We start from the raw sequence: 12,643 nt of genomic DNA, 5'->3' as shown, positions 1-12,643 counted from the left end.
GCGAGCGTAGCGAGCCGAAGGACCTCGGGAGGATCCGCGCGGCGTTCCATATCCGGTCGGTTCCCGCTTCGGCGTGCCGAGGGGCGGTCCAGCTGCACGCCGGCGCGGGATGCGAAAGCTGGGAGACGAGCGTTCGGCTTTGCCGGGCGACCGAAAATCCTCCGAAAGGGGAGTTTCTGCTAAAAAATGGCGTTTGTGAACGATTGCTGCCCTGACTCGAAAAACGTGACCTGCGGTTTCGAGCATTTCGATGGCGAATCAAGCCGAAAAACCGTTCACAAACGTCATTTTTTAGCAGAAAAGGCCTCGGACGGATGATTTCGCCCGAAAAAGCATTCGTCGTGGTTTTGAATGACAAGAACCGACGGGAAGGTGGGATATGTCCCAGAAAACCTATCTACCATCCTGCGAGACGCCGCCGGTCTCGCAGGTCGGCGCCACGCTCGAGGCGCTCGCGGCCACCATCGCCGCGCGGCGCGAGGCGGGAGAGGAAAGCTACACGCACCGGTTGCTGGCCGGCTCGCCCGACGACGTGCTGAAAAAGGTCATGGAGGAGGCGGGCGAGGTGGCGCTGGCCGCGAAGGACGTCGAGTCTTGGGCCTGCTCGTCGCTGGCGGCCACGCTGGCGGTTGCGGGCGCCGATGCGGACGAAGGCGCGCTCGACGTGGAGTTGCCGACCGAGTACTCCGCGGCCGTCGATCACCTGCGTTACGAGGCGGCCGACGTGGTGTACCATCTGCTGGTGGTGCTGGAGCGCTACGGCATCGACCTCGACGAGTTCGCGGCCGAGCTCAACAACCGCATGAAAGACGACGAGCGCCCGCAAGGCGGCGTTCGCCTGCACGAAGAGCATATCAAGAGGGGGAAATAGGCGTTCCGACGGCCTACGGCCATCGGAACTGCTCGACGCTGCGGCCTTTCGTGGCACCCGATCTCGCGGCGATGGCAAGGACTCGCGTACCAAAGTACGCTTCGCCCTCGTCATCCCCACGATCTCGGGCACCACGAAAGCCCTCGCTGACTTTGTAGGACCTGCTGGAAAGGAAACAACATGGCACGACTATTCGGCACCGACGGGGTGCGCGGCGTGGCGAACACGCAGCTCACCTGCGACCTCGCGTTCAAGCTCGGCCAGGCGGCCGTGGCGTTCCAGGGCAAGACCATCCTCATCGGCAAGGACACGCGCCTCTCGGGCGACATGCTGGAATCGGCCGTGGCCGCCGGCATCATGTCCATGGGCGGCACGGCGCTGCTCGCCGGCATCATCCCCACGCCGGCCATCGCCCTCTTGGTGCGCGAGCTGCACTGCGACGGCGGCATCGTCATCTCCGCCTCGCACAACCCGCCCGAGTACAACGGCATCAAGCTGTTCGACGCGCAGGGCTTCAAGCTGCCCGACGCGGTGGAGGACGAGATCGAGGCCTTCGTGGCGCGCGGCGGCGCGGCGGTCGACGAGCTGCCGGGCGGCGCCGAAGTGGGCGTGGCCCTGCCGGTGGACGACGCCTGCGAGCTCTACATCGCGCACGCCGTGTCCACGGTGGCCGACGAGGGCATCGACTTCTCCGGCCTCAAGGTGGCGCTCGACGTGGGCCACGGCGCGTCGTGCATGACGAGCGCCGAGGCGCTGCGCCGTCTGGGCGCCGAGGTCGTCGTCATCAACGAGGACTTCGACGGCACCGACATCAACGTGCAGTGCGGCTCCACCCATCTGGAGCCGGTGCGCGACCTCGTGGCCGAGATCGGCGCGGACGTGGGCATCGCGCACGACGGCGACGCCGACCGCGTGATGCTGATGGACGCCGCCGGCAACGAGATCGACGGCGACGTGGTGGAGGCTGTGTGCGCCATCGACCTCAAGGAGCGCGGGCTGCTCGCCGGCAACACGGCCGTGTCCACGGTCATGTGCAACCTCGGCCTGACCCACGCCATGCGCGACGCCGGCATCGAGCTCATCCAGACGAAGGTGGGCGACCGCTACGTGCTGGAGGCCATGCGCGAAGGCGGCTTCGTCGTGGGCGGCGAGCAGAGCGGCCACATGATCTTCCTGGAGCACAACTCCACGGGCGACGGCCTGGTCACGGCGCTGCAGTTCCTCGCGGCCTGCAAGCGCGCCGGGAAGTCAATCGCCGACGCCGCCGCCGTCATGACGCGCTTCCCGCAGACGCTCATCAACGTGCAGGTGAACGACAAGCACGCCCTCGAAGGCAACGCCGCCGTCGAAGCCGCCGTGGCGGCTGCGGAGGCCGAGCTGGGCGAGGACGGCCGCGTGCTCATTCGCCCGAGCGGCACCGAACCCGTGGTGCGCGTCATGGTGGAGGCCGCCTCCGCCGCCGACGCGGACCGCCACGCACAGGCCATCGCCGCCGTCGTGGAGCGCGAGGTGTAGCGACGCCTCTGCCTTAAAAGGGGCCCAGGCACCCCTTGAAGCATGTCGCGCAAACGCCGGCGCCCTCACGGGTGCCGGCGTTTTTCATGCGCCCCCGAAAGCGAAAATACTTGACACATGCACACTATAAGATATCATCTAGTATTATACTACGTCTGCGCTTCGGGAAGGCGAACGGGACGGCGTAGGACGCGAGGAGAGGGAACATGGACGCGAAAACGCAGCGTTTCATCGATCGGGTGTACGATGACGGCTTGAAAGGCGCGATGCCCAGCAAAGAGACGCTTCTCGATTTGCTGGCGCTCGATCCTTGCTCGGAGGAAACCGCCTATCTGAAGCGGCGGGCGAGCGACATGGCCCATGCGGTGTCCGGCGACAAGGCCCGCATCGCGGGAGCGGTCGGCATCGACTACGTTCCCTGCTCGATGAACTGCTCGTTCTGCTCGTTCGGAGAGAAGTGGGGCGTGATCGAGCGCGAGGTCGCCTATACGGAGGACGAGGTCATCGAGCTCGTGCGCTCCTACGTCGAACAGGGTGCGACCACGGTCACGCTGCGCTCGACCGAGTTCTACGATCTGGATGTCTTGCAGGATTGGATCGCGGACATTCGCGAGCAGGTTCCCGGCCGCTACGAGATCAACATGAACGTGGGGGAGCTGACGCCCGAGAGAGCCCAGGCCATTTGGGAGTGCGGCGCCACGAGCGCTTACCATGTCATCCGCCTGCGCGAGGGCATCGACACGCCCTTCGACGTGGAACAGCGCAAGGAAACGGTACGCAGCATCACGGGCTCGCCGCTTCTGTGGGGCACGTGCCTCGAGCCCATCGGCCCCGAGCATACCGACGAGGAGCTGGCCGACCAGGTGCTGTTCGGTTTGGAGCAGGGGGCATACTGCGGCGGCGTCATGGCGCGCGTCCCGGTGCCGGGAACGCCGTTCGAGGGCACGGAGGTGATCGGCCAAGATCGCTTGTTGCAGATCTTGGCGGCCGTGCGCCTGGCGGCGGGCTCCCGATACGAGAGCATGGGGTGCCATCCGGCCATCGAGGAGGCCCTGTACGCAGGTGCGAACTCGATCACCGTCGAATCGGGCGCCAACCCGCGCGACATCGAGCCCGACAAGAAACCCTGGAAGGGCTTGAGCGTGGCCGACGCGAAGGCCCTGCTCGAGAAAGCCGGGTTCGAGGTTGCCCTGCCGACCGACGCCCCGCGCGTCTGCTCGACGCCGCGTCAGAAAACGGGCGACCATCCGAGCAAGCCGGTTGGACGCTGCTGCTAGCGAGCAAAAGGTACCCATCGCACCCGATCCGGTTAAAGAACATGGTTGGGTGCGAACACGACAAGGAGGACATGCGCTATGAATATCACCCGCCGTTCGTTTGTCGCCCTCTCGGGCGTTGCCGCGGCATCCGCCCTGGGCCTTGGCCTGACCGGATGCGGCGGCGGCCAGGCTCCGCAGGCCGCGTCGAAGGGCGACGTCGCCGACGCGAAGACCGAGGACTACACGACCAAGGGCAAGAACGAGCACCTCGTCTGCGGCGTGACGGGCAAGCTCATCAAGATCGCCCCCGCCATCGTGGCGGACAAGCTGGGCTACTTCGGCGAAGAGGGCTGCGACGTGGAGTTCCAGCAGATCGCCCTCAACGACGCCATGACCGCGCTCACGAACAACCAGCTCGACATGGACCTGTTCGGCGTCGTGCCCGCCTGCACCTACGTGTCCCAGGGGGCGAAGGCCTACGTTTTCGGCGGCACCATTCTCAACGGCTCGGAGATCTGCGCCCTCGATTCGTTCGATCGCGAGCTCAAGACGGCGGCCGACTACCGAGGCTTGAAGATAGGCGTGAACCGCCCCGAGACCGGTCAGATGGTGTTCAAGGAGTGGTTGCAGGACGCCGGTTTGGACATCAACGGCGGCGACGTGACGTTCACCTACTTCGACAACGATCAAGGCGGTTTCGAGGCGGTCAAGAAGGGCGAGTTCGACCTGTACATCACGAACAACGCCCAGGGCTTCGTGCAGCGAGGAGGCGGCATCAAGGTGGTGGCCACGGTCAAGCAGTACACGGGCGACTACCCGTGCTGCCGTCAGAACTGCTCCGACCAGGCGTTGCACGAGAAGTACCTGTCGCTCGTCGATTTCGAGATCGGCGTGCTGCGCGGCTACAAGACGTACAAGCAGGAGCCCGAAACGGTCATTCCGATGCTGGTGGACTATTCGGGCCAGGAGGAAAGCTACGTGCGCGCCGCTATGTACGGCACGGACGACTACGACAACGTCATGGATCCGTCCCCCGATCCCAACCGAAACGCCGTGCTCAAGTTCTACGATACGCTGAAGAGCATCGGCGAGATCGACAAGGACACGCCGTATACGATGGACGACTACGTGGTGACGTCCATCTACCGGTCGGCGCTCGACACCATGCTCGAGCGCGAACCCGACGAGCGGTTGTGGAAGGATCTGGACGCGGCTTACGCGAAGAACAACGAATAGCCGCTCGGTTCGCTATCGGGTACTATGGGTGCGGGCGCTTCGGTGCCCGCACTGAGGTTAACGGGGACGGAAAAGGGGAGGACGCGTGGGGAAGATCGACATCGAGAACGTCTCGTTCGTCTACGAGGACGTTGCGGCGGCGGGCAAGACACGGGTCTGCGCCGTCCCGTCCGACCGCGCGCTGCGCGACGTGACGCTCGAGGTTCCCGACGGTCAGTTCCTGTGCGTCATCGGCCACTCGGGAAGCGGCAAGACCACGCTGCTGCGCTTGATTGCCGGGCTGAGCAGGCCCACGGCGGGAGTCTTGCGCATCGACGGCGCTCCCGTAGAGGGGCCCGGCCTCGATAGGGCGGTCGTGTTCCAGAACTACGCGCTGTTCCCCTGGATGAGCGCGCTGCGCAACGTGGAGTTCGGCGTGGAGCAGGCGAACAAGGAGCTGCGCCGCGGATTGTCGAAGGCCCAGGTGGCTGGCGTGGCCCGCGAGTACCTGGACCGCGTGGGCATGGGAGTGGCGGCCGACAAGTACCCCTACCAGCTGTCCGGCGGCATGCGCCAGCGCGTCGCCATCGCGCGGGCGTTGGCCATGGACGCCGAGATACTGCTGTTCGACGAGCCGTTCGGGGCGCTCGACGTCAAGACGCGCTGCTCGCTGCAGAAGCTCGTCGACAGCCTGTGGCGATCGGGCGAGCGACGCAAGACCGTCGTGTTCGTGACGCACGACATCAACGAGGCCATCCTGCTGGCCGACCGCGTCGTGTTCATGCGTCGAGGCGAGATCGTCGCCGACCGCGCGGTGGACGTGCCCCGTACGCGCTCGTCGACCATCTTCGCAAGCGATCCGTGCGCCATGGCCCTGAAAGACGAGCTGACCGAGCTCTTCTACCTCGACGGCGACGAGGACGAGGACGGCTTCGGTGCGCCGGATGCGGAAGGGGCCCTCGGCGCGTTGGCGGGGGAGGCGGGGCTCGTATGAGGCGCCTGTTCGGAAAAGAGTTCGTGTTCGCCCACGTCCTGCTGGCGGCGCTCGTTATCATCGTCACGTGCATGCCGAACCAGCGGCTGCTGAACGTGTCGTACTATCCGCTGCTCGTCGGGTTCGCGATCATCGAGGCGCTCTACCTGCTGCGTCTCGCCACGCTGCGCCGCCGCGGAGCGTTCTCTTCGGGGCCCACCGACATCGTGGTGCTCGTATGGGTGCTGTTCATCGTCTGGGACGTGTGCGCCACGAAGCTCGATATCGCCCCAACGGTCATCGTGCCCGCTCCCGAGGCCGTGTTCAACGTGTTCCCCGCGCAGGCCGACGTGATCGGCGCCGATATCGTCTCGTCGGTGACGCTGCTCGTCATGGGATATCTGGGCGGGCTGGCGCTCGGCGTGGCGCTCGGCATCGTGTGCGGCTGGATACCGCGGCTGCGGGCCATGTTCTTCCCCATCGCGAACGTGCTGGCGCCCATCCCGCCCACCGTGTTCGCCCCGTACCTTATCGTGCTGCTGCCCACGTTTCGCACGGCTTCGTGCTTCATCATCCTGTTGGGCGTGTTCTGGCCGCAGTTCCTGAACATGGTGGTGCGCACGTCGTCGCTCGACGCGCAGCTGTTGGACAACGCGCGCACGCTGGGGGTGCGCACCTTCACCATGATAACGCGCATCATCCTGCCCTACGTGTTCCCCGAGGTGCTGAAGGGGCTGCGCGTGTCGCTGACCACGGCGTTCCTCATGCTCACGTTCGCCGAGATGCTGGGCGCGTCGTCGGGCATCGGCTACTTCATCAGCAACGCGAACAACTACGCCAACTACACCAACGTCGTGGCCGGCATCATCGTGTGCGGCGTGGTGGTGACGGTGCTCAGCTTCGCGACGGCCTGGGTGCAGCGGCGCTTCACCACGTGGCGGTAGGCCGATCCAGGTTGTACGCTAGGCCGAGTGGGGCGGGTAGAACCGCGACGGGCCCTCGTGCACGCGCCAATCGGTGTCGAAGTAGATCTCGCGTACCTGGTCGACCGACAGACCGCGCGTGGTCTCGGTAGCGGTGTCGCGGGGCGACGTGCCGCGCTCGGCCCACATGATGTTGGCGCCGGCCTGCCCGCACAGCTGGCTGGGCTCGTGCGTGCAGTTGCCGCGGATGCTCGGGCCGGTGGCCAGCGCCGTGGCGCCGGCGTAGGTGGCCAGGCGGCCGTAGCTGATGTTGCCGTATTTTTCGAACTCGGTGCCGGGCACGGTGTTGCGCCGCATGGCGCCGCTGAAACCCACCTCGAAGTCGCGCGCGAGCAAGATGAGGTCGGCTATCTCTTCCGGCGTGTGCTCGGGGCCGATGGGGTCGATGCAGTTGCCCAGCACGAGCCCCGCGCTCTTCGCGGCCTCCATGGTCTTCAGGCGCGTTTCCACCTTGCAGCGCGTGAACACGCCCTCGCCGAGGCGCACCACATGGTACACGCCGGCGATGCCGATACGCACGAGCTCGCGCGCGTATTCCTCGTCGAAGTCCGGCACGTTCGCGATGAGCGGGATGTCGGTGGAAAGCCCCGCACGCACCGCCTGCGCTGTCTCCAGGAACTTCTCCTCGCCGTAGTGCACCGTGGTCACGAGGTAGAGCGCGTTCGCGCCGGCGGCCTCCATGGCCTGCGCCTCGGCGACGACCTGCTCCAGGGGAATGATCTCGTGCGTGCGGAATATCTTGTTCGACGCCGCGAACGAGCAGAACTTGCAATCGTTGGGGCAGGGCGCGGCGTCCAGGCCGATATGCGCGTGGATCTCCGCCTCGCCGTCGCACAGCCGCGAGGTGAACGCGCGGCCCGCCTGCTGGATGGCGAACGCTTCGGGAGAGAGGTTCTCGACCGACAGCAGGGCCATGATCTCCCTTTTGTCGAGCAAGCCGCCGTCGAGGGCCTTGTTGATGATGCGGATGATCTCGTTGTCCATGAAAACCGTTTCCCCTTCGCGCTCGTTTCCGCTCGGCGGCGCCCCGTCTCGGACGGAAGGCCCGGCGGATCCGCTGTCTGCCACTGTTGGATCGCGTCCATTATACCCTTCCACCGCGACGCCGCGCCTCGATCAACGGCGAGCGCAGCGAGAATGCTCGCAGTATGCGAAATGCCCGAAAGGGGATAAGCCCCTTTCGGGCATTTCGCGCCCGCCGCAGCGGAGGGAAGGGCGGCGCGGCGGGCTGGAAGAGAGATCCGGGCGAACGTGCGGAGCGCGCCCGCCCGGTGGAGGGGAATGGCTTCCCTACGCGCTTGCGGCGGACTTGCCGGCGATGCGCCCCCAGTTGAGCGTGCCCTGCAGGCAGGTGCCCGACCCGGGGTAGTACGGGCCGATCCAGCCGGCCGTGTTCACGCCGGCGCCGAACAGGTGCGGGATGGGCTTTCCGTCGGCCCCCAGGATGGCCGCGTCGGTGTTGATCTTCAAACCGCCGATGGCGCCGATGTTGGAGTTCTGGGTCTTCCAGGCGTAGAACGGCGCCGTGTCCAGCGCGGTCAGCTGCTTCTCGCGCCCGTAGAGCGAGTCGGCTCCGGCCGCGCAGTCGGCGTTCCACTTGTCAACCGTGTACGTCAGGTTCGCGGCCGGCACGCCGATGGCGGCGGCCAGCGCCTCCAGGCTGTCGGCTTGCACGAGCGTGCCGTCCGCAAGCGCCTTCTCGCGCGCCGCCGCGCCGCCTTCCGCGTTGTCCGACCAGGCGCACATCTTGTCGGACGTGGTCATTTTCGCATCCATCACCATGTAGGTGGAACCCTCGGCGCCGCCCCACTGCATGGCCTCGTTGAACAGCGCGCGGCAGTGGAACGCGTAGGTGGTGTCCTCGCGCACGAAGCGCGTGCCGCGCATGTTCACCAGGATGTAGGGTATCTCGGGGTTCTGGTTGTTCGTGTACGACCACGTGGGCAGCAGCAGGTCGACGCAGCCGTGGAAGACGGTCTGCGCTCCCACCTCCATGCCCATGACGATGCCGTCGCCCGTGTCGGTGGCGGCCGTGATCACGCTCTGCGTCGTCAGGTCCCAGTAGTGCTGCGGATTGAAGCGGAAGGCCAGCTCCTCGTTGTGCTCGATGCCGGCCATGGCCAGCACCACGCCCTTGTTCGCCTTGTAGTGCTTGCCGTCCTTCGTCGCCACGCCCACGACGGCGCCGTTGTCCATGACCAGGGAGGTTGCCTCCACGCCCGTCATGATCTCGCCGCCCTTGCCCTCGACGGCCTTCTGGGCGTTCGTCGTCCAAACGGCGCCGCCGGTTTTCGCGGGGTCGGAGGCGTCGGCGATGAGGTGGATGCGGTCCTTGAGGTTCGCCGGGTCGAGGTACGGCGTTCCGTAGGCGCCGAACACGTTGGCGAACGTGATGTTGAAGCTGTCGGCCATCCACTGCACGTTGTCGGCGGCGTTGTCGGCCATGTTCCTGATGAGGTCGTCGTCCACGAGCCCTTCGGCATCGGTCTTCCAGTAGTTGTACAGCAAGTCGGGCGTGTCGTCGGCGATGCCCTTCTCCTTTTGCCACTTCGTGCCGGCCGCTTGCACGGCGCCTTCGGCGAGCGCCGTGGTGCCGCCGCACTGCGTTCCCTTCTCCAGCACGACCACCTTGGACGCGCCGTTCTCGAGCGCCGAGTACGCGGCGGTCAGACCGCCGCCACCGCCACCGCACACCACGACGTCGTACTCGCCGTCCCACTTCACGTCGGCCGCGCTGCCGCCCGACGCGCTCGCGCCCTGCGAGCCGGCGTCCCCGCCCGCAGCCTTCGGCGCGCAGCCGGCCAGGCCGCCCACCGCCAGCACGCCCAAACCGAGCGCCGTCGCCTCGAGGAAGTTCCTGCGCGACAGCCCCTGCGTTCCGGACGGTTCCTGCATGCTTGACGATCCCCGTGTTGTGCTTTCCTTCATAAGACACCCCTTCCCTTGGACGCCGGTGCTTGAGCACCGCCCTTGATGCTCCGGATTATAGGAACGCGCACGGGGGCCCACAACGCCCCGAGTCCGCCCTGCGGAACCGGTGTTCCACGATACGGAACGGTTACGGCGGCGATTCGGGTCGTCCGCCGTGGCCCCGTTTGACCTATACTGGCGGGGACAGCACTTTCTGCGGCGGAAGGGGAATCCGTGGGAGAGGGAAGCGTGCAGGTCCTCGATCGGGCGTTCGACATCTTGGAGGAGCTGGCCCGGGCTCAGGGCCCCGCGGGTCTGAGCGAGCTCGCGCAGGCGACGGGCATGAGCAAGACCACGGTGTTCCGCATCGTGGGCACCATGCTCAAACGGGGCTACGTGGAGAAGACGCTCGAAGGTCGCTACACCATCGGGCCGAAGATGTTCCACACGCTGGGATACCACATAAACTCGCTCGAACTGCAGACCGAGGCCAAGCCCTATCTGACGGCGCTGAAGCGGTCGCTCGGCCTGACGGCCCACCTGGGCATTCTGGACGGCGCCTACGTTTCCTACATCGAGAAGGAGGCGTCCGACTGGGGCGAGGAGGCCTACACGCAGGTGGGGTACCGCTCGCCCGCCTACTGCTCGTCCATGGGCAAGTGCCTGCTGGCCTGCCTTTCCCGCGCCGAGCTCGAGGAGGCCCTGTACGGTTTCGAGTTCAAGGCGCACACTCCCAACACGTTCACGCGCAAAGACGAGTTCGTGAAGTACCTGCACCAGGTGCGCGCCCAAGGCTGGGCCATGGATGACGAGGAGTACGAGATCGGGCATCGCTGCGTGGCGGCCCCGGTGTTCAACTACCGCGGCGACGCCATAGCCGCAGTGGGCGTGAGCGGCACGCCCGACAGCATCCCCGACGACCGCATCGACGACATTTCCCAGCAGGTCAAGCTGGCCGCCAGCCGTCTATCCGAACGCATGGGCTACGTGGAGTAGCGGGCGACGAATCTGATCCGGGGCACCATCTTCCTCAATGCTTGATGTCTTCAAGGGGACAGTCTTCATTTAGACATTTTCAGGGCGCTCAACGGGTCCATTGCCTGCTCATGGCGCGTCGCGCCCGACGGACGCTTCCGTCGCAAAGCGCGGTGCGCGAAATGCCCTAAAAGGTGCCCGATTCCTTTTAGGGCATTTCACATCGCTCGAACGTAACCGCCCGGAAGTGGGCCGGCAACGGATCGGCGCATTCGATTGCGCGCGCCACCTGGTCATGGGATCGTTCTCGCTGCGGTGCGGAACGCGGCCGCGACGCGCTGGCCGGTCGACCGCGGCGCGGTCGGACCGCGTTCCCGCCGCATCAGCATCCCCTCTGAGCGGAAAGGCATCCCCCTATGGACGAAGAGAAGAAGGGCATCGGGCTGTTCGGCCTTATCGGCCTCGTGGTCAGCTCGTGCATCGGTTCGGGCGTGTTCGCCCTCACCGGGCAGATCGGCCAGGTGGCCGCTCCCGGCAGCGCGCTCGTGGCGTGGGGCGTCGTGGGCGTGGGCTTCCTCGCGCTGGCGCTTTCGTTCGCGAACCTGGGCGCGAAGCGAGCCGATCTGCACGGCATCTTCTCGTACGCCGAGGAGGGCTTCGGCAAGTTCTCGGGCTTCATCAGCGGCTGGGGCTACTGGCTGTCGGCGTGGCTCGGCAACGTGGCGTTCGCCACCATCCTCATGTCCACGCTCGGGTTCTTCCTGCCGTACTTCCTACCGGGCAACAACGTCGGCAGCATCGTGGTGGCCAGCGTCATCATGTGGGGCATCACGTTCCTCGTCATACGCGGCGTGGAGAGCGCGGCGTTCCTCAACGCCATCGTCATGGTGGCCAAGGTGCTGCCCATCGTGGTGTTCATCCTGTTCAGCATCGTGCTGTTCAACGCCGGCGTGTTCACGGCCGACTTCTGGGGCCAGCTTTCGGCCAACGCGGCCGCCATGGCGGGCGAGGGCGCGGACCTGGGCAGCGTGGGCGACCAGATCGTGAACTGCCTCATCATCATGATGTGGTCGTTCATCGGCATCGAGGGCGCCATGGTGGTGTCGGCCCGCGCGCGCAAGAAGAGCGAGGCGGGCAAGGCCACGGTCATCGGCCTCGTGGTGCTGCTGCTGGTGTACGTGGGCGCGTCGGTGCTGCCGTTCGGCTACCTGCCCTACGCCGAGATCGGCGCGCTGGACAAGCCGGCCATGCTGTACGTGTTCGAGAGCATGGCTCCTGGCTGGGGCGGCGCGTTCATCAGCGTGGCGCTCATCATCGCCGTGCTGGGCTCGTGGCTGTCGTTCACCATCCTGCCGTCCGAGACGACGTCGCTCATGGCCGAGCATCGGCTGCTGCCGCCCGTGTTCAGCAAGCTGAACAAGAAGGGATCGCCGCAGATCTCGCTCATCGTGGTGGGCGCGTGCACGCAGGCGTTCATGATCACGCTGCTGTTCACCGAGGACGCCTACAACTTCGCGTTCTCCATGTGCACGGTGGCCATCGTCATCACGTGGGCGTTCGCGGCGGCCTATCAGGTGAAGTACTCCGCGCAGCACCGCGAGTGGGGGCAGATGTGCATCGGCATCGTGGCCGTGGCGTTCCAGGTGGTGGGCGTGATGTTCAACGGCTGGTCGTTCCTGCTGCTCACGTGCGTGGGCTACATCCCCGGGTTCTTCTTCTACTGGCGGGCGCGCAAGGAGGCCGGCGCGAAGGCCCTCACCGTCGGCGAGAAGGCGGGCATCGGGGCCATCTCCGCGCTCGGCGTGCTATCGTTGGTGCTGTTAGCTATGGGCGTCATCAGCTTCTAGGTTCCTTTGGGTTCCGTCGGCCTGACGGCCGCCGGAACGAGCCGACGCTGCGGCCGGCCGTGGCACCCGATCTCGCGGCGATGCCGGAGGCTCGC

The 12,643-nt window shown here is 66.2% G+C and carries 10 protein-coding genes; 8 read left to right on the top strand and 2 right to left on the bottom strand.

Going from position 1 to position 12,643, the window contains the following annotated elements; translation table 11 throughout:
* Positions 1–379 precede the first annotated feature (379 nt).
* The 6 genes from HCH03_RS11360 (at position 380) to HCH03_RS11335 (ending at position 6,777) form a co-directional block, all read left to right on the top strand.
* The gene (locus tag HCH03_RS11360) at positions 380–871 is read left to right on the top strand and encodes a phosphoribosyl-ATP pyrophosphatase (protein WP_221689583.1); all 492 of its coding nucleotides are present in this window, start codon (positions 380–382) and stop codon (positions 869–871) included.
* A gap of 180 nt (positions 872–1,051) precedes the next feature.
* Entirely contained in the window at positions 1,052–2,386 is a 1,335-nt protein-coding gene (gene glmM, locus HCH03_RS11355; protein ID WP_221689582.1) for a phosphoglucosamine mutase, read from the top strand.
* Between the two features lie 206 nt (positions 2,387–2,592).
* Positions 2,593–3,663, top strand: coding sequence for a radical SAM protein (locus HCH03_RS11350; RefSeq protein WP_221689581.1), 1,071 nt, complete (start codon positions 2,593–2,595; stop codon positions 3,661–3,663).
* A 78-nt stretch (positions 3,664–3,741) separates the two neighbouring features.
* Entirely contained in the window at positions 3,742–4,881 is a 1,140-nt protein-coding gene (locus HCH03_RS11345; protein WP_221689580.1) for an ABC transporter substrate-binding protein, read from the top strand.
* 85 nt (positions 4,882–4,966) lie between these two features.
* Positions 4,967–5,854, top strand: a complete 888-nt coding sequence (locus HCH03_RS11340) for an ABC transporter ATP-binding protein (RefSeq protein ID WP_221689579.1) — start codon at positions 4,967–4,969, stop codon at positions 5,852–5,854.
* Positions 5,851–6,777: an ABC transporter permease gene (locus HCH03_RS11335; RefSeq protein ID WP_221689578.1), complete on the top strand. Its 927-nt coding sequence runs from the start codon at positions 5,851–5,853 to the stop codon at positions 6,775–6,777. The genes HCH03_RS11340 and HCH03_RS11335 overlap by 4 nt, the downstream gene beginning before the upstream one ends.
* Positions 6,778–6,795: 18 nt before the next feature.
* Here HCH03_RS11335 and HCH03_RS11330 read toward each other — a convergent pair whose 3' ends face one another.
* On the bottom strand, positions 6,796–7,800 hold the full coding sequence (locus HCH03_RS11330; protein WP_221689577.1) for a radical SAM protein: 1,005 nt from the start codon (positions 7,798–7,800) through the stop codon (positions 6,796–6,798).
* 306 nt (positions 7,801–8,106) lie between these two features.
* Positions 8,107–9,711, bottom strand: coding sequence for an FAD-dependent oxidoreductase (locus HCH03_RS11325; RefSeq protein ID WP_221689576.1), 1,605 nt, complete (start codon positions 9,709–9,711; stop codon positions 8,107–8,109).
* Positions 9,712–9,960: 249 nt separating this feature from the next.
* On the opposite strand from HCH03_RS11325, the gene HCH03_RS11320 reads away from it, so the two are divergent.
* Complete coding sequence (locus tag HCH03_RS11320) at positions 9,961–10,722, top strand: IclR family transcriptional regulator (protein ID WP_185905603.1); 762 nt, start codon at positions 9,961–9,963, stop codon at positions 10,720–10,722.
* A 395-nt stretch (positions 10,723–11,117) separates the two neighbouring features.
* Positions 11,118–12,548, top strand: a complete 1,431-nt coding sequence (locus HCH03_RS11315; protein WP_221689575.1) for a basic amino acid/polyamine antiporter — start codon at positions 11,118–11,120, stop codon at positions 12,546–12,548.
* The last annotated feature ends 95 nt before the right edge of the window (positions 12,549–12,643 follow it).

Source organism: Gordonibacter massiliensis (ex Traore et al. 2017), from assembly GCF_019731765.1.
GTDB classification, from domain to species: Bacteria; Actinomycetota; Coriobacteriia; order Coriobacteriales; family Eggerthellaceae; genus Gordonibacter; species Gordonibacter massiliensis.
The sequence above is the reverse complement of the archived record's forward strand: the minus strand, read 5'-3'. Positions and strand labels throughout refer to the sequence as shown.

Bases quoted from the DNA above. Each gene is read 5' to 3' on its own strand.
- HCH03_RS11360 (WP_221689583.1), top strand. From the start codon at position 380: ATGTCCCAGAAAACCTATCTACCATCCTGCGAGACGCCGCCGGTCTCG.
- HCH03_RS11330 (WP_221689577.1), bottom strand. From the start codon at position 7,800: ATGGACAACGAGATCATCCGCATCATCAACAAGGCCCTCGACGGCGGC.
- HCH03_RS11350 (WP_221689581.1), top strand. From the start codon at position 2,593: ATGGACGCGAAAACGCAGCGTTTCATCGATCGGGTGTACGATGACGGC.
- glmM (WP_221689582.1), top strand. From the start codon at position 1,052: ATGGCACGACTATTCGGCACCGACGGGGTGCGCGGCGTGGCGAACACG.
- HCH03_RS11315 (WP_221689575.1), top strand. From the start codon at position 11,118: ATGGACGAAGAGAAGAAGGGCATCGGGCTGTTCGGCCTTATCGGCCTC.
- HCH03_RS11345 (WP_221689580.1), top strand. From the start codon at position 3,742: ATGAATATCACCCGCCGTTCGTTTGTCGCCCTCTCGGGCGTTGCCGCG.
- HCH03_RS11335 (WP_221689578.1), top strand. From the start codon at position 5,851: ATGAGGCGCCTGTTCGGAAAAGAGTTCGTGTTCGCCCACGTCCTGCTG.
- HCH03_RS11325 (WP_221689576.1), bottom strand. From the start codon at position 9,711: ATGCAGGAACCGTCCGGAACGCAGGGGCTGTCGCGCAGGAACTTCCTC.